23 protein-coding genes are annotated in these 20590 nt (G+C 67.6%); 17 read left to right on the top strand and 6 right to left on the bottom strand.

The window, feature by feature from the left end:
• The first annotated feature begins 90 nt into the window (after positions 1-90).
• From V7S63_RS05890 to V7S63_RS05870, 5 genes are read left to right on the top strand one after another with little or no spacing between them, the layout of a single operon-like run.
• The gene (locus tag V7S63_RS05890; RefSeq protein ID WP_336529670.1) at positions 91-1053 is read left to right on the top strand and encodes a substrate-binding domain-containing protein; all 963 of its coding nucleotides are present in this window, start codon (positions 91-93) and stop codon (positions 1051-1053) included.
• Positions 1053-1844, top strand: a complete 792-nt coding sequence (locus V7S63_RS05885; RefSeq protein ID WP_336529527.1) for a deaminated glutathione amidase — start codon at positions 1053-1055, stop codon at positions 1842-1844. Before V7S63_RS05890 ends, V7S63_RS05885 begins: the two co-directional genes overlap by 1 nt.
• A gap of 52 nt (positions 1845-1896) precedes the next feature.
• Entirely contained in the window at positions 1897-2787 is an 891-nt protein-coding gene (locus V7S63_RS05880; RefSeq protein WP_091830911.1) for an ABC transporter substrate-binding protein, read from the top strand.
• Positions 2788-2798: 11 nt separating this feature from the next.
• Complete coding sequence (locus tag V7S63_RS05875; RefSeq protein WP_336529526.1) at positions 2799-3710, top strand: amino acid ABC transporter permease; 912 nt, start codon at positions 2799-2801, stop codon at positions 3708-3710.
• Positions 3707-4501, top strand: coding sequence for an amino acid ABC transporter ATP-binding protein (locus V7S63_RS05870; RefSeq protein ID WP_336529525.1), 795 nt, complete (start codon positions 3707-3709; stop codon positions 4499-4501). Before V7S63_RS05875 ends, V7S63_RS05870 begins: the two co-directional genes overlap by 4 nt.
• Positions 4502-4508: 7 nt before the next feature.
• On the opposite strand, the gene V7S63_RS05865 is transcribed toward V7S63_RS05870, so the two are convergent.
• Positions 4509-6569 carry an ATP-dependent helicase gene (locus V7S63_RS05865; RefSeq protein ID WP_336529524.1) on the bottom strand — a complete coding sequence of 687 codons (2061 nt, stop codon included), beginning with the start codon at positions 6567-6569 and terminating at the stop codon, positions 4509-4511.
• A gap of 188 nt (positions 6570-6757) precedes the next feature.
• On the opposite strand from V7S63_RS05865, the gene V7S63_RS05860 reads away from it, so the two are divergent.
• Positions 6758-7147, top strand: coding sequence for a DoxX family protein (locus V7S63_RS05860; RefSeq protein ID WP_100965307.1), 390 nt, complete (start codon positions 6758-6760; stop codon positions 7145-7147).
• A 29-nt stretch (positions 7148-7176) separates the two neighbouring features.
• On the opposite strand, the gene V7S63_RS05855 is transcribed toward V7S63_RS05860, so the two are convergent.
• Positions 7177-7383, bottom strand: a complete 207-nt coding sequence (locus tag V7S63_RS05855; protein WP_336529523.1) for a hypothetical protein — start codon at positions 7381-7383, stop codon at positions 7177-7179.
• Between the two features lie 275 nt (positions 7384-7658).
• Between V7S63_RS05855 and dusA the strand changes: the two genes are divergently transcribed.
• The 8 genes from dusA to V7S63_RS05815 all read left to right on the top strand — a co-directional run bounded on the left by dusA (position 7659) and on the right by V7S63_RS05815 (position 14948).
• Complete coding sequence (gene dusA / locus V7S63_RS05850; protein WP_442896416.1) at positions 7659-8660, top strand: tRNA dihydrouridine(20/20a) synthase DusA; 1002 nt, start codon at positions 7659-7661, stop codon at positions 8658-8660.
• A gap of 6 nt (positions 8661-8666) precedes the next feature.
• The gene (locus tag V7S63_RS05845; protein ID WP_336529521.1) at positions 8667-9119 is read left to right on the top strand and encodes a PaaI family thioesterase; all 453 of its coding nucleotides are present in this window, start codon (positions 8667-8669) and stop codon (positions 9117-9119) included.
• Positions 9120-9343: 224 nt separating this feature from the next.
• A complete protein-coding gene (locus V7S63_RS05840) occupies positions 9344-11227 on the top strand; it encodes a coiled-coil domain-containing protein (RefSeq protein WP_336529520.1) in 1884 nt (627 codons plus the stop codon).
• A gap of 51 nt (positions 11228-11278) precedes the next feature.
• Entirely contained in the window at positions 11279-12313 is a 1035-nt protein-coding gene (locus tag V7S63_RS05835) for a TAXI family TRAP transporter solute-binding subunit (RefSeq protein ID WP_336529519.1), read from the top strand.
• On the top strand, positions 12310-12939 hold the full coding sequence (locus V7S63_RS05830) for a hypothetical protein (RefSeq protein WP_336529518.1): 630 nt from the start codon (positions 12310-12312) through the stop codon (positions 12937-12939). Before V7S63_RS05835 ends, V7S63_RS05830 begins: the two co-directional genes overlap by 4 nt.
• A gap of 24 nt (positions 12940-12963) precedes the next feature.
• Positions 12964-13470 (top strand): DsrE family protein, encoded by a 507-nt coding sequence (locus tag V7S63_RS05825; RefSeq protein ID WP_336529517.1) that lies wholly within the window; start codon positions 12964-12966, stop codon positions 13468-13470.
• A 165-nt stretch (positions 13471-13635) separates the two neighbouring features.
• Entirely contained in the window at positions 13636-14469 is an 834-nt protein-coding gene (locus V7S63_RS05820) for a sulfite exporter TauE/SafE family protein (RefSeq protein WP_091832302.1), read from the top strand.
• An 11-nt stretch (positions 14470-14480) separates the two neighbouring features.
• Entirely contained in the window at positions 14481-14948 is a 468-nt protein-coding gene (locus tag V7S63_RS05815; RefSeq protein WP_336529516.1) for a GNAT family N-acetyltransferase, read from the top strand.
• Here V7S63_RS05815 and V7S63_RS05810 read toward each other — a convergent pair.
• The gene (locus V7S63_RS05810) at positions 14905-15105 is read right to left on the bottom strand and encodes a DUF1289 domain-containing protein (protein WP_336529515.1); all 201 of its coding nucleotides are present in this window, start codon (positions 15103-15105) and stop codon (positions 14905-14907) included. The genes V7S63_RS05815 and V7S63_RS05810 overlap by 44 nt on opposite strands.
• Positions 15102-15950, bottom strand: coding sequence for an adenosylcobinamide-GDP ribazoletransferase (locus tag V7S63_RS05805; protein WP_336529514.1), 849 nt, complete (start codon positions 15948-15950; stop codon positions 15102-15104). The genes V7S63_RS05810 and V7S63_RS05805 overlap by 4 nt, the downstream gene beginning before the upstream one ends.
• Positions 15951-16057: 107 nt before the next feature.
• Between V7S63_RS05805 and cobT the strand changes: the two genes are divergently transcribed.
• Positions 16058-17089, top strand: a complete 1032-nt coding sequence (cobT, locus tag V7S63_RS05800; protein ID WP_336529513.1) for a nicotinate-nucleotide--dimethylbenzimidazole phosphoribosyltransferase — start codon at positions 16058-16060, stop codon at positions 17087-17089.
• 45 nt (positions 17090-17134) lie between these two features.
• Here cobT and V7S63_RS05795 read toward each other — a convergent pair whose 3' ends face one another.
• A complete protein-coding gene (locus V7S63_RS05795; protein WP_336529512.1) occupies positions 17135-17839 on the bottom strand; it encodes a glutathione S-transferase family protein in 705 nt (234 codons plus the stop codon).
• A gap of 108 nt (positions 17840-17947) precedes the next feature.
• Here V7S63_RS05795 and V7S63_RS05790 point away from each other — a divergent pair, with 108 nt between their 5' ends.
• Positions 17948-18295, top strand: a complete 348-nt coding sequence (locus V7S63_RS05790; RefSeq protein ID WP_336529511.1) for a winged helix-turn-helix transcriptional regulator — start codon at positions 17948-17950, stop codon at positions 18293-18295.
• Between the two features lie 20 nt (positions 18296-18315).
• Here the strand turns inward: V7S63_RS05790 and V7S63_RS05785 are convergent, their stop codons facing one another.
• Positions 18316-19836 carry a sensor histidine kinase gene (locus V7S63_RS05785; protein WP_336529510.1) on the bottom strand — a complete coding sequence of 507 codons (1521 nt, stop codon included), beginning with the start codon at positions 19834-19836 and terminating at the stop codon, positions 18316-18318.
• Positions 19837-20025: 189 nt separating this feature from the next.
• On the opposite strand from V7S63_RS05785, the gene V7S63_RS05780 reads away from it, so the two are divergent.
• Positions 20026-20475 (top strand): thermonuclease family protein, encoded by a 450-nt coding sequence (locus tag V7S63_RS05780; protein ID WP_336529509.1) that lies wholly within the window; start codon positions 20026-20028, stop codon positions 20473-20475.
• The last annotated feature ends 115 nt before the right edge of the window (positions 20476-20590 follow it).

Here is a 20590-nt window from a genome sequence, read left to right as displayed (position 1 = left end):
ACGTAATAGCGATTGATCAGCTAGATTGAACATTTATCGTGGCCCTCGTCCAAGGTTTTCTGTCCAGTGTGAGACTGTCGTTTGAAACCTGTGATCCGGCTGGCCCTGCGCGACTGGGACTTCATCACGCCGCTGCTGCTCGGCGACCTCGCTTCCGACCGTTTCGAGCTGACGATCGAGCGCCTCGCTACACTCCCCGACGATTTCGCCAGTGACCCGCGTTTCGACGCCAGCGAGATCTCGTTCAGCCGCTACACCACCGGCCGCGCCCGCGGCGACACCGGCGTCGTCGGCATCCCGAACTTCATCATGCGTGGCTTCCGCCATCGCTGCGTCGTCACGGCTGCCGACAGCAAGCTGACCCGCTTCGACGAGCTACGCGGCAAGAGGATCGGCATCGCCGGCTGGCAGGATTCCGGCAACACTTGGACGCGCGCCGCCATGGCTGAATCCGGGCTCGGCATCGACGACGCCTACTGGGCGGTCAGCCGCCTCGCCGCCGACCATCCGATCATCGACCGCGTCGGGCGCTATGCCCGCCCTGGCCGGATCGAGGCGCTGCCCGGCCAGCCGCCTTTGCTCGATCTGCTCACAGCGGGCGCGATCGACGCCGTGCTGATGCCCTTCATGCCGAAGGGCTTCTTCTCCAAAGGCTCGCGCTTTAGGGCGCTGCTGCCGGATGTCCGCGCCGCCGAGCGCGACTACTTCGCCAAGGTCGGCTACGTCCCGGGCATGCACATCATCGGCCTCAAGCCAGAGCTCGCCGCCCGCGAGCCCTGGCTGGCGCAGGCGCTGAGCGATCTGCTCGACGAGAGCCAGCGCATCTGGCTGGAGAAGCGCCGCCGCTATGCCGACACCACGCCCTGGCTGATCGACGAGCTGGTGCGCAGCGGGCATGATCTGCCCGAGAGCTGGAACGAGAGTGGGCTGGCCGCAAACCGGACGATGATCGCCGCATTCATCGAGCAGCTGCGGATTCAAGAGCTCGCCGAGACCGATTTGACGCCGGAGACCCTGTTCTCCGCCGCATCCGCGCTGGAAGGAGCCCACTGATGAAAGCCGCGCTCGGACAATTCGCCGTCAGCCGCGAATGGCAGGAAAACCTTTCCACCTCCGTCCGCCTGATGGGCGAGGCCAAGGCCGCCGCCGCCGATCTTCTGCTGCTGCCGGAGGGCATCCTGGCCCGCGACATCACCGACCCCGACATCGTGCTGAAGACGGCGCAGCCGCTCGACGGTCCGTTCATGCAGGGCGTGCTTGAGGCGAGCAAGGGCTCAGCGCTGACCACCCTGTTCTGCATCCACGTGCCGAACGGCAAGGGCCGTGTCTTCAACGTCCATGTCGCGGTCCGTGATGGCGCGATCGTCGGCGCCTACCGCAAGCTCCATCTCTACGACGCCTTCTCGGCACTGGAATCGACCAATGTCGAGCCCGGCAGCGAGGTGCCGCCGCTGCTTGAGATCGCCGGCCTGAAATGCGGGCTGATGACCTGCTATGACGTGCGCTTCCCGGAATTGGCCCGGCGCCTCGCGCTCGACGGCGCCGATGTGCTGCTGCTGCCGGCCGCCTGGGTCCGCGGCCTCGGCAAGGAGGCGCATTGGGATGTGCTGGTCACCGCTCGCGCGCTGGAGAACACCTGTTACGTCGTCGCCACCGGCGAGTGCGGCCCGCGAAATATCGGCGCCAGCATGGTGGTCGACCCACTCGGCGTCGCCATCGCCCGCGCCGGCGAGGCGCCGGCGCTGATCTATGCTGACATCGATCCGGCCCGCATCGCCGCAGCGCGCGCCGCGCTGCCGGTCCTCGCCAATCGTCGCTTCGCCGGTCCGGAGCTCGCTGCCTGAGAGCGACTGGCCGATCTACTGACAACCATAAAAGGGGTACGTCGCCATGACCATGATCGTGAAATTCGCTGGAGCCGCCGCCCTGGCCGTAGCGCTCCTGCAGGCTCCGGCCTTCGCCCAGGACGCCAGCATCAAGATCCCCGAGCAGAAGGTCGACGAGGCGCTGCGCGCCAAGTTGCCGGAGGCGATCCGCACGGCCGGCAAGATGATCTCGGTCAACAACGGCTCCTTCCCGCCTTATGAGATCGTCACCGACGCCAAGACCATGACCGGCGCCGCTGCCGAGCTCTCCGACGCCATCGGCCAGCTCCTCGGCGTCAAGATCGAGCATGCGACGGTGAGCGGGCTCGCCGCGGCGCTGAGCGGTATCGCCGCAGGCCGCTACCAGTTCGCCATGGGCCCGATCGGCGACTTCAAGACACGCCAGGAAGCCAACGACTTCGTCGATTATGTCCGCGAATACGTGATCTTCGCCGTGCAGAAGGGCAATCCGAAGGCGATCGCCAGTCTCGACGACACCTGCGGCAAGAAGATCGCGGTGATGTCGGCAGGCTCGGCCGAGAAGGTGATCAAGGCACAGGCCGAGAAATGCGCGGCCGAGGGCAAGCCCGCGCTGGAGGTGATGTCCTTCACCGACCAGCCGACCTCGATCCTCTCGGTCCGTTCCAGGCGCTCCGACGGCTTCTTCTCCTCGCAGGCGCCGCTGACCTATTTCGTCCAGCAGGCCAAGGGCGATCTCGAACTCGCCGCGGTCGGCAAGGCCAACGGCTTCCAGGACCTGTTCCAGGGCGCGGTGGTGCCGAAGGGTTCGCCGCTCGGCGAAGTCCTTCTCGCCAGCATCAAGGCGCTGAAGGCGAACGGCACCTATGAGGCGATCTTCAAGAAATGGGGGCTCGAGAACAACATGATCGGCGAGCCCGGCATCAACCTCTCGAAGAACTGAGCGAGCGGGCCATGAGCAGCGCGGCTGAGCCGATGCAGGACCGACAGGCGGCGCTGCGCGACGTCGCCAACGCCCATCGACCGGTCGAATGGGGGCGCTGGCTGCTCTGGGCCTTCGTGCTCGCAGTCGCCGCCAATTTCGCCTGGATCGTCGCCTGGAACCCGAATTTCGGCTGGCCGGTCGTGGCGCAGTGGTTCACGGCGGAATCGATCCTGCGCGGGCTCTATGTCACGCTCGGGCTCACCGTCGTCGCGATGGTGATCGGCGTCATCATCGGCCTGCTGCTGGCGATCGCGCGGCTCTCGGACGACCGGCTGTTCAGCGGCTTCGCGGGCCTCTTCATCTGGTTCTTCCGCGGCACGCCGCTGCTGGTCCAGCTGATCTTCTGGTACAATCTCTCGACGCTCTTCCCCGAGATCTCGATATCGATCCCGTTCGGGCCGACGCTGGTCAGCTGGCACACCAACGACCTGATCACGCCGATGACGGCGGCGATCGCCGGCCTCTCGCTGAACGAAGCCGCCTATATGGCCGAGATCATCCGCGGCGGCCTGCTCTCGGTCGACAAGGGCCAGACCGAGGCGAGCGACGCCTTCGGAATGACGCGGGCGAGGGCGCTGTGGCGGGTGATCATCCCGCAGGCGATGCGCTCGATCGTGCCGCCGACCGGCAACCAGCTGATCAGCATGATCAAGGCGACCTCGCTGGTCAGCGTCATCGCCATGGCCGACCTGCTGTATTCGGTGCAGGCGGTCTACAACCGCACCTTCGAGGTCGTCCCGATGCTGATGGTCGCGGTCATCTGGTATCTCGTCATCACCACCGTCCTGAACATTGGCCAGGGCTTCATCGAGCGCTACTATGCCCGCGGCGAGCGCGGTGCGGTGGAGCGCATGCCGGTCATCGCGGAGGCAACCCCATGAGCCGGATCGCTAGAGAGGCCGCGCCGCTGGTCAGCGCCCGCAACGTTCACAAATCCTTCGGCCACAACGAGGTGCTGAAGGGCATCGATCTCGACGTCATGCCCGGCGAGGTCGTCGTCGTGCTCGGCCCGTCGGGCTCCGGCAAGTCGACCTTCCTGCGCTGCATCAACCATCTGGAGGCGATCGATCGCGGCTCGATCATGGTCGCCGGCGAGCAGATCGGCTACCGGCTCAGCGGCGGGCGGCTTATCAAGTTGTCGCCGCGCGCCATCGCGGTGCAACGCCGCCAGATCGGCATGGTCTTCCAGCAATTCAATCTTTTCCCGCACATGACGGCGCTGGAGAACATCATCGAGGCTCCGGTCGGCGTCCATGGCCACAGCCGCAAGGACGCGACCGACTACGCCATGGAGCTGCTCGGCCGCATCGGGCTGACCGAGAAGGCGAACGCCTATCCGCGCCAGCTCTCCGGCGGCCAGCAGCAGCGCGTCGCCATCGCCCGGGCGCTGGCGATCCGGCCGAAGCTGATGCTGTTCGACGAGCCGACCTCTGCGCTCGATCCCGAGCTCGTCGGCGAGGTGCTTACGACCATGCGCGATCTCGCCGGCCAGGGCCTGACCATGATCGTCGTCACCCATGAGATCGGTTTTGCCCGCGAGGCGGCCGACCGCGTCGTCTTCATGGATGGCGGCCTCGTCGTCGAGCAGGGGAGGCCGGAAGAGGTGCTCGCCAATCCGAGCCATCCGCGCACGCGCCTCTTCCTCAGCCGCTTCATCCGCGAAGCGGCCTGAGGGCAGCTCAGCGCCACATGCCGCGCATCTTGGCGCGCACGTCGATCTTCGGGCCGGCGGAAACCGGCCGCGAGCCGGCCTGTGCCGCCAGCGGCCAGGCGCGCCGCTGGAAATGCTTCAGCAGCGTGTTCGGGATGAAGCGCGTGCGCGCCGCATAGACGTGCCGGTCGCCGGTTGACGACTGGCCATGCGTGAAGAAGCGCTGCGGCACCATAAGATGCAGATCGTCCTTGGCGCGCGTCATCGCGACATACAGCAGCCGGCGCTCCTCCTCGATCTCGTCCTTGGCGCCGGTGCCGAGATCGATCGGGATGCAGCCGTCGACGACGTTCATCACGAAGACCGACTTCCATTCCTGCCCCTTGGCCGAATGGATGGTCGAGAGGATCAGATAGTCCTCGTCGAGATGCGGCACGCCGGCCTGATCGCTGGTCGCGTCCGGCGGGTCGAGCGTCAGCTCGGTCAGGAAGCGCTCGCGCGAGGGATAGCCACCGGCGATCTGCTCGAGCTGCAGCAGGTCGGCCTGCCGCGTCGTCGCGTCTTCATGGATGCGCTCCAGATGCGGCTCGTACCAGAGCCTTGCCCGCTCGATCTCGGCCGGCCAGCCCGACATGCCCGAGCGCAGCGCTTCGATCGCCTCGACGAAGGCGATCCAGTCCTCTCCCGCGCGCGCAGGCGCCGGAGCATGGCGAAGAGCTTCCGCCCCGTCCGGCGCCTGCGCCAGGTGCTCGATGACACGCTGGGCCGATGTCGGCCCGACGCCTGGCATGAGCTGCATCACGCGGAAGGCCGAGACCCGGTCGCGCGGGTTCTCGACGAAGCGCAGCAGCGCGAGCAGGTCCTTGACGTGGGCGGCGTCGAGGAATTTCAGCCCGCCGAATTTCACGAACGGGATGTTCCGGCGCGTCAGCTCGATCTCGAGCGGGCCGCTATGATGCGAGGCGCGGAAGAGCACCGCCTGCTGCTTCAGGGTCGTGCCGGCCTCGCGGTTCTCCAGGACCTGTTCGGCGATGAAGCGCGCCTGGTCGGCCTCGTCCCGGACATTGACCAGCTCGGGCGCGGCACCCGTCGCCCGGTCGGTCCAGAGGTTCTTGGTGAAGCGCTCGGCAGCCAGGTCGATCACCGCGTTGGCGGCGCCGAGGATCGCCTGCGTCGAGCGGTAGTTCTGGTCGAGCGTGATCACCTCAGCGGGTGGCGAGAAGGCGAGCGGGAAGTCGAGGATGTTGCGGACGGTCGCGGCGCGGAAGGAATAGATCGACTGCGCGTCGTCGCCGACCACGGTCAGCCCGCGGCCATCGGGCTTCAGCGCCAGCAGGATCGACGATTGCAGCCGGTTGGTGTCCTGGTATTCGTCGACCATGACGTGGTCGAAGCGTGCCCCGACATCGGCCGCGAGGTCGCCATCACACATTGCCTGCGCCCAGTAGAGCAGCAGGTCGTCGTAATCGAGCACGTTCTGCTGCTGCTTGGCCTCGACGTACGATCCGAAGAGCTGCTTCAGCTCCTCAGCCCAGGCGATGCACCACGGATAGGACAGGCGCAGCACATCCTCGATCGGCTGCTCGGCGTTGACGCAGCGCGAATAGATCGAGAGGCAGGTTCCCTTGGTCGGGAAGCGCGCCTCGGTCTTCGAGAAGCCGAGCTCGTGCCGGACCAGGTTCATCAGGTCGGCGGCGTCCTCCCGATCATGGATGGTGAAGGCGGGATCGAGCCCGATCTGCTCGGCGAGGTCGCGCAGCAGCCGCGCGCCGACGCCATGGAAGGTGCCGGCCCAGTTCAGCGCATCGACCGCGACCCCGGCGCCGTCGCCCATCACCTTGCGGGCGATGCGCTCGACGCGGCGGATCATCTCCGAGGCGGCGCGGCGCGAGAAGGTCATCAAGAGGATGCGCCGCGGATCGGCGCCGCAGACCAGCAGATGGGCGACGCGGTGCGCCAGCGTGTTGGTCTTGCCGGAGCCGGCGCCGGCGATGATCAGCACCGGCGGGGCAGGGGCCGCATCGCCGCCATGCGAGACCGCGCGCCGCTGCGCCGGATTGAGGCTGTCGAGATAGACGTGCGCGTTCATGCGTGATTCGACCTGTGCTCGCAAAGGGGAACATAACATGCACGGTCGGGGCAACGTCGAATGACGTCACCGGCCATGTCACGCGTCAGCAAGAAGCCAGGCCCGGCAAGGCCCGGACCGCCGGATCGTTCCTGTCATGCGATGACGAGCGCTGAGGTTTTCTGGCACCGGGATCGAGGGAGATGCGTATGACCAAGAATGCCATGCTCTGGACGGGCCGCGTCCTGACCGGGCTTTTCGCCCTCTTCATGCTGGGCGCGTCGGTGACGCCCAAGCTGCTGCGCATGCCGGTGGCCGAGGAGACGATGGCGCAGCTCGGCTGGCCGGCCGGCTATGCCTTCATGATCGGCCTGATCGAGCTGGCCTGCCTCGTCCTCTACCTCGTTCCGCGCACGGCACTGCTAGGTGCGATCCTGATGATGGGCCTGCTCGGCGGGGCGATGGCGACGCAGATCCGGGCCGGGAGCCCGCTCTTCAGCCATATTCTCTTCAGCCTCTATCTCGGGCTGTTCATGTGGGGCGGCCTGTGGCTCCGCGACGGGCGGCTGCGCGCCCTTTTTCCGGTCGTTCGAGCGTAGCGGCTGGCGGCGGGCCCGGCAGCGCCGGTCTAGTCGCCCTCCAGCTGCCTGGCGCGCTCCAGCGCGAGGGCGGTGCCCTTCTCAATGAAGTCTGCAATCAGCGCCAGTTCGTCGACGCTGTATTGCCGCATCAGCGCGGCTGAGCGCTCTGCCATCGGCGCGAACAGCTCTTGGAGCGGCCGGATCGCTTCCGGCACGATCCGGACCTGGATCGGGCTCGCAGGTCCTGCCGGCATGAATCTCGAGGTCGTCGCCAAGCTCAACGCCGCGCGGGCAAGGCGCTGGCAGATCCGAAGGCACAGGAGCAGCTCAAGACGCTCGGTGTCCTGCCGAATTTCTCGACTCCTGCCGAGTTAGCTGCGCGCATCGTCGCCGACCGCGCCGTCTATGCCGAGATCGTTGCGAAAGCGAACCTCACATTCCAGTAGAGCGCCGGCGCACTATATGGAGGGCGGGAAATCTGCTACGGCGCTGCGCTCGCCAGCAGGGTTCCGGCAACGCCAGACCGTAGATGATGACCGCAGCAGACCACCGTTTCTCCGTGGCCCCGATGATGGACTGGACCGATCGGCATTGCCGGATCGTCCATCGCCTGATGTCGCGCCGCGCTCGGCTCTATACCGAGATGGTAACGGCGCAGGCGGTGGTGCGCGGCGATCGGCAGCGGCTGATCGGCTTCGATGATGTCGAGCACCCGGTCGCGCTCCAGCTCGGCGGCAATGATCCGGCCTTGCTGGCAGAGGCCGCCAAGATCGGCGCCGATTTCGGCTATGACGAGATCAACCTGAACTGCGGCTGCCCCTCCGACCGCGTCCAGGGCGGGGCCTTCGGCGCCTGCCTGATGCGCGAGCCGACGCTGGTCGGCGATTGCGTGGCGGCGATGAAGGCGGCCGTTTCGATGCCCGTCACGGTCAAGTGCCGCATCGGCGTCGATGATCAGGACCCGGAGGCCGCGCTCGATGCGCTGACGGCTGCCGTGCGCGTGGCCGGCGTCGATGCGCTCGTGGTCCATGCCCGCAAGGCCTGGCTGCAGGGGCTCTCGCCCAAGGAGAACCGCGAGATCCCGCCGCTCGACTATGGGCGCGCCTACCGCCTCAAAGCGGCCAATCCCGATCTGATCGTCTCGCTCAATGGCGGCATCAGGCATCCCGACGAATGGCTGCCGCATCTCGCCCATCTCGATGGCGTCATGCTCGGCCGCGAGGCCTATCAGAACCCGGAAGTGCTGCTCGCGGTCGATCCGCTGCTCTTCGGCGAGGATGCCCCGGTCGCGGACGCCTTCGCGATGCTGGAGGCGCTCGAGCCTTACATCGCTGCTCATCTCGAACGGGGCGGGCGCCTGCATGCCTTCACCCGCCATCTTGTCGGGCTCTTCCCCGGCCGGCGCGGCTCGCGCCTGTTCCGTCGCCACCTGTCCGAGCATTGTGTCTTGGCGGGAGCGGGTCTCGCCGAACTGCGCGCTGCGATCGCGCATGTCGAGCGCGAAGCCCCGGCGGCGATCGCCGCGGAGTGAGCGCTGATGGCTGACCAGGCGACCGATCCTGCCATCGTCGCTCGCATCGAGGCGAGCTTCGCCAGGCAGGCGATGATGACGACGCTCGGCGCCCGGCTTGTGCGCGTCGCGCCGGGCGAGGTCGAGATCGCCATGCCGGCGTCACCGCATCTTTCCCAGCAGCACGGCTTCGTCCATGCCGGCGCGGTCGCGACCATCGCCGACAGCGCCGCCGGCTATGCCGGGCTCACGACCATGCCGGCCGGCAGCGGCATCCTCACCGCCGAGTTCAAGATCAATCTGCTGGCGCCCGCCACCGGCGACGAGCTGATCGCAAAGGGCCGGGTGGTCAAGGCCGGCCGTACCCTGACGCTCGCCATGGCCGAGGTCTTCGCGGTGACGGACGGCAAGCCCAAGCTCTGCGCCATGCTGACGGCGACCTTGATGACGATCGTCGCGCGCGAGGGCGTCAGCGACTAGCCGAGCGGGTCGCTTTCGGCAGGGTACTCCGTTCGGGCAGGCTCCTGCCCCTTTGCCCGTCTTCTGGACCTATCCGATCTGAGGTCAGCTCGATGCCGGCGAGGGTGTGGTCGACACTCCCGCAGGCGTCCTTCGCAGAGGCGCCGAGGTTCGCATCGGCCGGAATGAAGTCGCTCGTGCCCGGTTCGCCAGGTGCATGCCGCCGACCAAGAGGCGTCAGCCACATGCGCGACGCGATCGAAAGCGCATCAGGAGATGGGAAGGCTGTCGTCGCTAGGGACGAGGCGGGCCTGACGATCGATACCGCTCACTGGACGCTGACAAGTGCGCCACCCGCCGCGCCGGGCCAAAGCAACCGGCAGGACAGGTCGGGAAAATCCGATCGGCCAAGCCGAGCACCGCTACGGCGCCGTTTCACCCCTCTGGCGTGCGGGGTTGCGGCCGCGGTCCTGCTTCTCCTTGTCCCGCGCAACGCGGATCGACCGGAGCCCGGTCAGCTGAAGGAGCGCGCGCCACTCGTCCTGCCCGCCGGCGAGGCCTCCAGCATCGCTGCCATGTCGCGGGAGCTGGCCGAGGCCCGCGGCGCCATCGCGGCCCTGAAAGCGCAGTTGCAGGGTGACGCCAGCAGGAACGAACAATCATTGCGGCAGGAGCAGGACAAGGCATCTGCACTGGCGCAGGAAGCCATAGTTGCGCGGCAGGAATTGGTGGCAGCGGCAGCTCAGCATCGCCAGGCGCTCGATGGCGAGCGCGCGCAGCGTGCCGCACTGGCCGATCAGCTGTCAGCTTCGCAGCGCGAATTGCAGGCGCAGACGGCCCAGCTGCGAAGTGCAAGCGACGACCTCGAACAGCTCAAGCAACTCGCGACGGCAACGAGCTCCCAGTCGCTGGAGCAGGAGCGGCAGAAGGCGGCCGCTCTGGCACAGGAACTGTCGGCCGCGCAGCGTGACATGGCGACGCAGGCGGCGCAGTTGCGCAAGGTCGGCGAGGAGTCGGCCCAGCTCAGGCAGGTGGAGGCGGCGAAAGCCATGCAAGCGCTCGAGCAGGAGCGGCAAAAGACTGCCGCTCTCGCGCAGGAGCTTTCTGCCACGCAGCGCGAAGCGGCGGCACAACTGCGCAAGGTCGTAGAGGAAGCGGGGCAACTCCGGCAGGCTGACGCTGCGAGGGCCGTGCAATTCCAGGAGCAGGAGCGGCAGAAGGCAGCTGCCATCGCCCAGGCCGCAGCCGTGCGGCAGGCGTTGACCACGGCTGCGGCGCAGCATCGTCAAGCCCTCGACGAGGAGCGTGGGCAACGTTCAGCGCTGGTGGCCGAGCTGGCGGCAGTGCGGCGTGAGAGCGAGGCGCAGGCGGCACAATTGCGCAAGGCTGGCGAGGAGGCAGGCCAGCTCCGGCAGGCGGAAGCGGCGCGGGCGGCGCAAGGGCTCGAACTCGAGCGGCAGAAGGCGGCTGCCGTAGCGCAGCTTGCGGCGCTGCGACAGGAGCAGGCAGCCGGCATCGCCCAATATCGCCAGGCCATCGAGCAGGAGCGCGCGCAACGGGCGGCCCTGGCCGGTGAACTGGCCGCCGCGCAGCGGGAGGTCGAAACCCAGCTGGCGCAGCTGCAAAGTGCGCGCGGGGAAACGGAAAAGCTCAGGCAGGCGAGCGAGGGCACGATCGCGGAGCTGCGTCAGGCGCTCCAGCAGGAACGGGACCGTACCGCGACCGTATCGGAGGAAGTGGCGTCGCTGCGCGCTGCGGCGGTGCAGCCTGCGACCGTAGCCAGGGAGCCTCCCAGGCCCGCGCAAGCGATCACCGCCGGCGCGCCGTTGCCGCCGACGGCCGGAGAAGCTCGCAACAGCCCCGAGGCGATGCGGCTGATCGCCAGGGCGAGCGCGCTGCTCGCTCAAGGCGACATCGGCTCCGCCCGGGCCGTGCTCGAACGCGCAGCCGACATGGGCAGTGCCAGGGCGAGCTTCATGCTCGCGGAGACCTACGACCCCCGCATCCTGTCCGCCTGGGGCACCTATGGCACGCGCGGCGAGATCGCGAGGGCCCGCGAGCTTTATGCGCGGGCACAGGTCGGGGGCATTCAGGAGGCGAAGGATCGTGTCGACGCGTTGCCGCGCTAGCGCTCGCTGTCGGCCGCCGGACGACGGGTGGGTTCCAGAGGAGAGTGTGGGATGAAGATGCCTTCAAGACGGTCCCTGCTGCTTCTGGTCGGGCTGGCGGCGCTCGTGCCGATGCTCGCTTCGCCCGGCCTGGAGGCGCAGACCTTGCAGACGAGCTCTGGCCAGCCACGACGCATGGTCCGGCCGGCCGCGACGGAGCAGGACAAGGCCAACGCCTGGACGGTCGGTCTTGCAGCGGGCCTGCTGGAGGGCGCGCCGCTTCGCCTCGGAGCCGAGATGGCCCGCGTCGTCGACGACGGGAATAACCTGCACGTGCTGCCGATCGTCACCCGCGGCGCCACCGAAAACCTGAATTCGCTGCTCTATCTGCGCGGCATCGACACGGCGATCATCAATTCCGATGCGCTCGAGGAGTACAAGGCCCAGCTGCCGCAGATCCGGCGCAAGATCACCTATGTGCTCAATCTCTTCCCCTCGGAGCTCCATGTTTTTGTGCGGCCAGAGATCCAGAGCCTGCAGGATCTCGCCGGCAAGAAGGTGAACTTCAACACGCTCGGAACCGCTGCCGCCTATTCGGGGCCGCTGATCTTCAGCCGTCTTGGCGTCAATGCCGAGAACACCTTCATCCCGCATCAGCTCGCGCTCGAACAGATGCGCAAGGGCGAGATGGCGGGCGTGGTGTTCATCACCTCGAAGCCGGTCGATGCCTTCGTCCGCGGACGCTTCGAGCCCGGCTTCAAGTTCCTTCCGGTGGCTTATGACAGCAGGTTCGAGGACTATTACCTGCCGGCGGTGCTGGAGGCCGGCGAATATCCCGGCCTGATCAAGGCGGGCGAGCGGGTCTCGACGATCGCGGTGCCGACCGCGCTGGTCGCGTTCAACTGGGCGCCCCAGACCAACCGCTACGAGCGCGTCGCGCGCTTTGTCGACACCCTGTTCAGCCGCGTCGAGAAGCTGCAGGCACCGGGCTTCGACCCGAAATGGAAGTCGATCAATCTCGCCGCGACCGTGCCCGGCCTCGACCGCTTCCCGGCAGCGCAGGACTGGCTGGATCGCAAGGCGCAGACGCAACGTGCGAGCCAATGAAGCTGATCATGCTCTCCGTCGTCTTCGAGGTTGCGAGCCAGGTCGCCTTCGCACAGGGGGCGCCCGATCCGATGGCGCAGCTTCGCGCCTGCTCGCTGCTCGATCCGGCGGAGCGGCCTGCCTGCCTGAACAAGCTGCCGCAGCCTGTGACGGTGCCCAGGCGTCCCGCGGGAGACGCCGATGGCTGGATCGTCAGCGAGACCACGTCACCGATCGACTACACGCCGATCGTCACCGCCACCGCCTTCGCCGAAGGCGGTGCCAACGGCGCCCTGAAGCAGCTTTCCATTCACTGCCGCGGTGGCCGGACCGAGTTGGTCCTTGGCGGGCCGGCCGCATCCGAGAGCGGAGCCGACTCCTTACTGTCCTATCGCGTCGATGACAGCCAGCCCGTGCAACTCGCGGCGGGCCGGCCGTCTTACGGCACCGGGGTCGCCTTCAGGGGCGATGTGGTCGGCCTGCTGCTGTCGCTCCCCAATGAGGGGAGCATCGCGATCCGTCTCGGCACGCGCGCGGGCGCCGTCCATGACGCGCATTTCAGCCTCGTCGGCCTGAAGGCGGCGCGGGACAGGGTCGCCGCAGCCTGCAAATGGCCGCGCACCCTTGCCAGGCCACGTAGCGAATAGTCCTCGAACCATGGGTGGAATCCGATGACGATAAGGTTCAAAGATGCTTTTGGCGCGGCCCTGCTGGCCGGCCTCGCTGTCACCTTCGCCTCCTCGCCCGCGATGGCGCAGGCCACGAAGCAGAGCGCCGTGCAGGCACCGAAGCCGCCGGTGCCCGACAGGAAGCCGCACCGGCTCATCCTGCAGGTGAACACCAACGATCCCGCGATGATGAATCTCGCGCTCAACAACGCGACCAATGTGGCGCAGTACTATCAGGAGCTCGGCGAGAAGGTGGAGATCGAGGTCGTCACCTTCGGGCCCGGCCTGCACATGCTGCGCGACGACACCTCGCCGGTGAAGGCGCGGATCTCGACGATCGCCCTGAGCACGCCGGCCATTTCCTTCAAGGCCTGCGGCAACACCCAGGGCAATATGAGCAAGGCCGAGAACAAGGAGATCGCCTTGATCCCCGAGGCGACGGTGGTGAAGTCCGGCGTCGTCCGGGTCATGGAGCTGCAGGAGAAGGGCTGGACCTATGTCCGGCCGTGACCGGCATCCGTTTCGGGCGCGTCGGGACCGCGCCGCCGCGCAGTCTGCCGCGACGCTGTGCCGATGACGCGGTCGCCTCGGCGCATGCCTGCCTTGTCGCCTGAACCTTGCCCTTTCCGGACAAAGGCCTAAGAGCAGCCCGACCTGTCCTGGCTCGGGTGCATGATGATCGCCGGCATTCCCCTGAACGACCTGATCTTCCTCGCGGTGTCGCTGATCGCGGCGGGCGCCGTCACCGGCCTGCTCGCGGGCCTGTTCGGCGTCGGCGGCGGCGCCGTCATCGTGCCGGTGCTCTACGAGGTCTTCCGTGTGATCGGCGTGCCGGAGGAAGTCCGCATGCCGCTTGTCGTCGGCACGTCGCTGGCGGTGATCATCCCGACCTCGATCCGCTCCTACCGGGCCCATCTCGCCAAGGGCATGGTCGACACCTCGATCATCAAGATCTGGGCCGTTCCCGTCGTGCTTGGTGTGATCGGCGGCAGTGTGATCGCGCGCTATGCCCCGCCCGATGTGTTCAAGGCGGTCTTCGTCGCGGTCGCCTTCGCCAGCGCCATGCGCCTGCTCTTCGCCTCCGACCGCTGGAAGCTCGGCGACGATATGCCGGGTCCCCTCCTGATGCGGATCTATGGCGTGGTCATCGGCATCCTGTCGGCGCTGATGGGCATCGGCGGAGGCCAGCTCTCCAGCCTGTTCATGACCTTCTACGGCCGGCCGATCCACCAGGCGGTCGCGACCTCCTCGGGCCTCGGCGTACTGATTTCGATCCCCGGCGCGCTCGGCTACATTTATGCCGGCTGGCCGAAGATGGACATCCTGCCGCCGCTCTCGCTCGGCTATGTCTCGTTCATCGGCTTCCTGCTGTTTATTCCGACCTCGATCTGGACGGCGCCGATCGGCGCGCGCCTGGCGCACCGGCTGTCGAAGCGCCGGCTGGAGGTCGCCTTCGGCATCTTCCTGCTGGTGGTCTGCGCCCGCTTCTTCTGGTCGCTGATCGCCTGAGCGAGGCGGGCATGGTCGCCATACGTGCCTGCGAGGAGGCCGATCATCCCGGTCTGGCCGGCCTGATGGCTGAGATGCAGGCGCATTACCGTGTGCCCTGTCCGTCCGATGCCGAGATCCGCAGCGGGCTGGCGAACCGGCCGGCCGGGACCGAACTCCTCGTTGCCGAGCACCACAGCGCAATCGTCGGCTTCGCTGCCTTTTCGGCGATCTACCCCGGTCCGGGTCTCCGGCCCGGCTGCTTCCTCAAGGAAATCTATGTGGCGCAGGCCGCCCGCGGGCTCGGCGCCGGCAGGGCGCTGCTCGCCGAACTGGCGCGGCTCGCGCTCGCTCGCGGCCTTGGCCGGATCGACTGGACGGCGGCGCGTGATTATGAGCGCCTGCTGCGCTTCTACGAGAACCTCGGCGCCAAGCAGCACCCGGAGAAGGTCTTCTTCAGGCTGACCGGCGAGGAGCTTGCCCGTCTCGCGGAAGGCTGAGGCGCGCTTCCAGCATCGCCATGATGGCGAGCCGCTCCGCCTCCGAGAGCCGCGACCATTGCGCGATTTCCTGCAGGGTCCGCCCGCAGCCTTGGCAAAGCTTGCTCGCGGGATCGACCACGCAGATCTTGATGCAGGGGCTCGAGATCGCGCTCATCGCCCGCCCCAGCCGATGATGATGGCGAGACCGACATAGATCGCGATCTCGCCGAGCTGCTGCGCCGCGCCGAGGACGTCGCCGGTCTGACCGCCGATCAGACGGATGGCCGTGCGTGACAGCCAGAGAGTCGTCAGCGCCGAGAGAGCCAGGCCTATCAGGACGCCAGCAAAGGGGAGAGCGCCGGCTGCGACCAGCAGCAGGGCGAGCGCACCCGACAAGCCATAGGCGACCGGCAGTACCGATCGATCGGGTTGTCCGACCGAGGCGGAGGCGCCGTCGCGCCGGGTTGGCCGGGTCGTCGCGAGGATGCGCAGACCCTCGACGCGCGACCACGGCGCCGCGACGAGCACGGCCGCCGCGGCCGCCCAAGCGCCCGCGCCTTGCAGGATCGCCGCGAGCGCGCTCACCCGCAGCAGCAGCGACAGGCCGAGCGCCAGCGCCCCGAAGGTGCCGACGCAGCTGTCCTTCATGATCTCCAGCCGCCGCTCCGGCGTATGCCCGCCAAACAGCCCATCGGCCGAGTCGGCGAGCCCGTCCTCGTGGAAGGCGCCGGTCGTCACGACGAGGGCAGTCACAGCGAGGGCCGCTGTCAGCAGGGCATTGACGCCGGCAAGGCCCGCCAGCAGCGCGATCAGCGCCGCCGGCAGTGCTATTGCCAGCGCCGCGAAGGGCAGGGCGCGCGGCACCAGCCGGAAATCCGGCAGGGTGTGCGCGGTCTCGCCCGGCAGCGCCGGTACCGGCAGGCGCGAATAGAAGCGGATGCAGGTTGCGGTCGCGATCAGCCAGCCCGGCCAGGTGGGAGCCGTTGCCTGCGTCGCATCATCGCTGTCGGTCTGCGTCACGCTGCCCTCGGATTGTCTTCGTCCGCTCCAGCCTATAGCAGCAGCGGCTGCGCGGCGGCGATCTCGCGCTGCCCGATTCCTCAGGTTTTCAAGATCGGCTTCCTCAGATGTCTGCGATGCCCGCCTCCGGCCTGCCCTTCGACGATATCCGCAATCTCATCGCCAACATGCCCGGCCCCGACATGGCCGCGGCCAACACGGTGCGCGCCCGCGACAAGGAGCTGACCAAGCCCGCCGGCAGCCTCGGGCGGCTGGAGGAGATCGCCGAATGGCTCGCCGCTTGGCAGGGCAAGGCGCCGCCGCGGGTCGACCGGCCCCTGGTCTGCGTCTTCGCCGGCAATCACGGCGTTGTCGCCCAGGGCGTCTCGGCGTTTCCACAGAGCGTGACGCGGCAGATGCTGGAGAACTTCGCCGCCGGTGGCGCCGCGATCAACCAGATCTGCGCTGCCTATGATCTCGGCTTCAAGGTCTTCGACCTTGCGCTCGACTTGCCGACCGGCGATTTCACCGAAGGAGATGCGCTCGACGAGCGCGCCTGCGTCGCCACCATGGCCTTCGGCATGGAGGCGCTCGCCGGCGGCGCCGATCTGCTGGCGCTCGGTGAGATGGGCATCGGCAACACCACCTCGGCGGCCGCGATCTTCGCCGCGCTCTATGGCGGCGGCGCGGCCCAGTGGTGCGGCCGCGGCACCGGCGTCGACGAGGACGGGCTGAGGCGCAAGATCGCCGCGGTCGAGGCCGGGCTGAAGCTTCACGCCAGTCATTTGAACGATCCGCTCGAAGTGCTGCGCCGCTTCGGCGGCCGCGAGATGGCGGCGATCTGCGGCGCGATCCTCGCCGCCCGCCTGCAGCGCATCCCGGTGATCCTCGACGGCTATGTCGTGACCGCCGCCGCAGCGATCCTGCACGCGCTCGATCCCTCCGCGCTCGACCACTGCATCGCCGGCCATCTCTCGGCCGAGGGCGCCCATGCGCAGGTGCTGGTCAAGCTCGGCAAGCAGCCTTTGCTGGCGCTCGACATGCGGCTCGGCGAAGGGACGGGCGCCGCGCTCGCGGCCGGCTTGGTCAAGGCCGCGGCCGGCGTCCATTCCGGCATGGCGACCTTCGCGCAGGCACAGGTCTCGCAGAAGGGCGAGTAACAAAAAAGACGCGCCGGACACTCGGCCCGGCGCGTCTTTCGCGTGTCAGGCGCCGAAGCGCTCGATCACCTCGGCCAACGGCACATGACCCTTGAAGGCGCCGCCGCCGGCCGGTGTATCGCCGTTTTCCAGCGCGGTCGCGAAGACCACCGCCGGATCGGCCTCGACCCGCTGGCGCAGCGCCTGCAGCTTCGGCCAGCGCGAGAGATTGGCGACCTCATGGTACTCCAGCCAGCGCGCCACGCCTGCGAGCAGCCCGTCGGCGAGGCTGTGCTTGCCGCCGGCCAGCCAGTTCCCGCCATCGAGCATTTCTTCCAGCCTGTCATGGCGCTCGATCACGCGCTCGCGTCCGAAGCGGCGCAGTGCCGCCTCGAAATCCGGATCGGGCTCGGGCAGCTCCAGCGCGACCCACAACGGCGTGAAGGCGCCGGTAAAGCCGGTGTTGAGGAAGCCCATCAGCTGGTGCATGCGGTCGGCTTCGGGCGAGAGCGGATCGAAGCTGATCTTGCGCTCTGTGTCGCGCGCCTCGAGATAGGCGGCGATCGCCATGGTCTCGGTCAGCGGCCGGCCTTTATCCGTGATCAAGACCGGCGTTTCGACGCGCTGGTTGATCCGCTTGTAGGGCGGATCGCGCATCTCGCCGAGCATGTCGACGCGGCTGAGCTTGTAGGGCTGGCCAAGCCATTCGAGAGCCGCGACCAGGCCCATCGAGGTGCCGGCCGGGTAGCCATAAACGAGAATCGGTTCCATCTTGCGTTTTCCATTCTGGTTGGGAAACGCTGCGCAGCGGGTGGAACCTAGTCACTCGCCGCCCCATGTAAATTACGCACTTTTTTGTAACCACGCGCGGAACGGATCATGAAGGACGTCGTGTCCGACTGCTCGATCGAGAGCGTCATGCGGGTGCTGAGCGGCCGCTGGCCGACCTTGCTGCTCTATTATCTGAAGGACGGCACCAAGCGCTTCAGCGAACTCAGGCGCGACAATCCGACCGTCTCGCATCGCATGCTCGCGCTGGAACTGCGCAAGCTGGAAGCGGCCGGGGTCGTTCGGCGCATCGACCACGACGGCTATCCGCGCCGGGTCGATTACGCGCTGACCGCCGCTGGTCAGCGCCTCGTACCGCTGATCGACGCGCTTGGCGACTGGTGGGAGGAGGGCGAGGTCGAGCGGAAAGGCACGGCAGGCGTGCGTCGGGCGGCGTAGCGCCTCCGCGGCAGGAGCGCTTAGGCCGCCGAGCGCTCGTTCGGCTCCGGCAGGGCCGGCAGCGTGTCCATCACCCGCTCGGCGGGCAGCGTGATCGTGACTTCCGTGCCGGCGCGCGGGCTCGACTTGATGCGGAAGCCGCCGCCATGCAGGTCGATCAGCCCCTTGACGATCGGCAGGCCGAGGCCCGAGCCCTGCTCGGCGGTCTTGATCGCAAGGGAGCCACGCCCGAAGGTCTGCATCACCACCGGGATCTCGTCCTCGGGAATGCCAGGACCGGTATCGCTGATGCTGACATATTGCCCGCCGGTCGCGGTCCAGCCGACCTTGATCGAGATCTCGCCGCCCTGCGGGGTGAACTTGATCGCGTTCGCGATGATGTTGAGCACAGCCTGGCGGATCGCGCGCTCATCGGCCCAGATCCGCGGCAGATCGGGCTCGGTAGCCTGGCGGATTGTCTGGCTCTTGGCCTTGGCGCGCAGGTTGAGCATGTGGGCTGCATCGTCGGCGATCGCCGCGAGGCTGATCGCCTCCTCGCTGAGCTCGTATTTGCCGGCCTCGATGCGAGAGAGGTCGAGGATCTCGTTGATCAGCGTCAGCAGGTGTTGGCCCGAGGAATGGATGTCGCCGGAATACTCCTTGTAGGAGGCATTGGTATGTGGGCCGAACACCTCGTTTTTCATCACCTCGGAGAAGCCGAGGATGGCGTTGAGCGGGGTGCGCAGCTCGTGGCTCATCGTCGCCAGGAAGCGCGACTTGGCGAGGTTCGCCTCCTCCGCCTTGCGCCTGGCCTCGTCGGAATTGGCCTTGGCGGTTTCGAGCTCGGCGATCAGCGCATCCTTCTCGGCCCGGAACTCGATGGTCTCGACCGAGGTCGAATAGAGTCGGTTGGTCAGGAAGATGAAGAAGAGCTGTGCGCAGACCGCCATCAGCAGCATGGTGACGCTGTCGATGTCGGAGCGGCCGCTGAAGGATAGGATGATCACGCTGACGATCGGCGCGAGGCCGAAATAGACCGCGATCGGGATCGTCGCGGCGAGCGTCACCGTGAGCGCGCTGACGATCAGCAGCGCCGTCATCAGGAAGAAGCGGGCGCCGGGTGCCTCGATGCCGACGAAAAGGCCGGCCAGCAGGGCCCAGGACAGACCGTGCAGCAGTTCGGCCGTAGGTAGGAGCTTGCGCCAGAAGCTGACGCGGGCGGCTGCGGAAGGCTCGGCCAGGAAGCGCCGGCACAGCACGGCCGCGAAGGCTGAGGTCAGCACCACCAGGCAGAGCCAGCCCGAGACCGCATAGAACGGCACCCAGACGCAGGCGGCCGCCGCGACCAGCAAGGCGAGCAGCAGCGTGCCGGCCGAACCGTTCAGCCGATACTGCGCAAAGACGCGGATCAGTTCGTAGTCGAAGGCGCGCTGGAGACCGGTCGAAGAGGTCAATTTCTCCCTCGCCGACCGGACCTCGCGGTTGATCAGCTTGCGGCGCGCCAGCACGGTCGGATCGGGTCCGCGGCCGCGCTGCACCTGTTCGGCTGTCAGTTCCGGCATGATCCGAAGTCAAAGGCTCCCGTCCGGCAGCGCAACCTTCGCGCTCCGGCTCGCCATGATTGGCGAGAAATCGTTAAGCTTATGCTGATGGCACGCTTCGGATTCAGGACAGGCAGCTACGGACCGTTCGGCTGGCGGCGGGTCGGCCGATCCGTCGACTTTGTCGTAGCCCTTGGATTCCTTCTGCTTTTGGCGATCGCGGGAGCAGTCCTGCAGTATCGTCTCGGCTCGGGGCGCGATCTCGCCGGAGCGGCCGAGGCGATCGATGGCGATTCGATAAGGCTTCTTGGCGAAGAGTTGCGCCTGGACGGAATCGACGCGCCGGAATACCGGCAGACCTGCCGCGATCGTACCGGTGGCGAGGTTGCCTGCGGCCGGCAGGCCAGGCGTGCGCTGGCCGCGATGCTGGCGCTCGGCAACGTCAACTGCACGATCTCCCGCGCCGATCGCTATGGCCGCGGACTGGCGCGCTGCCGCCAGGGTGACGCCGAGATCAACGCGGCTCTGGTACGCCAGGGCCACGCGGTTTCCTATGGCGCCTATCAGGCCGAGGAGGCCGAGGCGAAGGCGGCCGGCCGCGGCATCTGGGCGACGAGCTTCGAGCGGCCGGAAGCGTGGCGCAGGAGCCATCCGCGTTGAAGCCTGGGCGGGCCATGCGGATTCCTCAATCCCGCTGACAGTTCAGGCGGTTTCGTCTCTGGTGAGGGCGACCTAAAGAAGAATCGTCTTCTTCCTGCTCCCGCGCCGGATTCGC

Source organism: Allobosea sp. CCNWLY174, assembly GCF_037120455.1.
GTDB classification, from domain to species: Bacteria; Pseudomonadota; Alphaproteobacteria; order Rhizobiales; family Beijerinckiaceae; genus Allobosea; species Allobosea lupini.
This window is presented reverse-complemented; position numbering and strand designations above follow the sequence as displayed.

Coding starts and splice junctions, on each gene's coding strand:
- V7S63_RS05790 (WP_336529511.1), top strand. CDS start 17,948: ATGAAGGACGTCGTGTCCGACTGCTCGATCGAGAGCGTCATGCGGGTG.
- V7S63_RS05860 (WP_100965307.1), top strand. CDS start 6,758: ATGACCAAGAATGCCATGCTCTGGACGGGCCGCGTCCTGACCGGGCTT.
- V7S63_RS05835 (WP_336529519.1), top strand. CDS start 11,279: ATGAAGATGCCTTCAAGACGGTCCCTGCTGCTTCTGGTCGGGCTGGCG.
- V7S63_RS05885 (WP_336529527.1), top strand. CDS start 1,053: ATGAAAGCCGCGCTCGGACAATTCGCCGTCAGCCGCGAATGGCAGGAA.
- V7S63_RS05810 (WP_336529515.1), bottom strand. CDS start 15,105: ATGAGCGCGATCTCGAGCCCCTGCATCAAGATCTGCGTGGTCGATCCC.
- V7S63_RS05880 (WP_091830911.1), top strand. CDS start 1,897: ATGATCGTGAAATTCGCTGGAGCCGCCGCCCTGGCCGTAGCGCTCCTG.
- V7S63_RS05785 (WP_336529510.1), bottom strand. CDS start 19,836: ATGCCGGAACTGACAGCCGAACAGGTGCAGCGCGGCCGCGGACCCGAT.
- V7S63_RS05870 (WP_336529525.1), top strand. CDS start 3,707: ATGAGCCGGATCGCTAGAGAGGCCGCGCCGCTGGTCAGCGCCCGCAAC.
- dusA (WP_442896416.1), top strand. CDS start 7,659: ATGATGACCGCAGCAGACCACCGTTTCTCCGTGGCCCCGATGATGGAC.
- V7S63_RS05875 (WP_336529526.1), top strand. CDS start 2,799: ATGAGCAGCGCGGCTGAGCCGATGCAGGACCGACAGGCGGCGCTGCGC.
- V7S63_RS05820 (WP_091832302.1), top strand. CDS start 13,636: ATGATCGCCGGCATTCCCCTGAACGACCTGATCTTCCTCGCGGTGTCG.
- cobT (WP_336529513.1), top strand. CDS start 16,058: ATGTCTGCGATGCCCGCCTCCGGCCTGCCCTTCGACGATATCCGCAAT.
- V7S63_RS05845 (WP_336529521.1), top strand. CDS start 8,667: ATGGCTGACCAGGCGACCGATCCTGCCATCGTCGCTCGCATCGAGGCG.
- V7S63_RS05825 (WP_336529517.1), top strand. CDS start 12,964: ATGACGATAAGGTTCAAAGATGCTTTTGGCGCGGCCCTGCTGGCCGGC.
- V7S63_RS05865 (WP_336529524.1), bottom strand. CDS start 6,569: ATGAACGCGCACGTCTATCTCGACAGCCTCAATCCGGCGCAGCGGCGC.
- V7S63_RS05830 (WP_336529518.1), top strand. CDS start 12,310: ATGAAGCTGATCATGCTCTCCGTCGTCTTCGAGGTTGCGAGCCAGGTC.
- V7S63_RS05840 (WP_336529520.1), top strand. CDS start 9,344: ATGCGCGACGCGATCGAAAGCGCATCAGGAGATGGGAAGGCTGTCGTC.
- V7S63_RS05815 (WP_336529516.1), top strand. CDS start 14,481: ATGGTCGCCATACGTGCCTGCGAGGAGGCCGATCATCCCGGTCTGGCC.
- V7S63_RS05795 (WP_336529512.1), bottom strand. CDS start 17,839: ATGGAACCGATTCTCGTTTATGGCTACCCGGCCGGCACCTCGATGGGC.
- V7S63_RS05855 (WP_336529523.1), bottom strand. CDS start 7,383: ATGCCGGCAGGACCTGCGAGCCCGATCCAGGTCCGGATCGTGCCGGAA.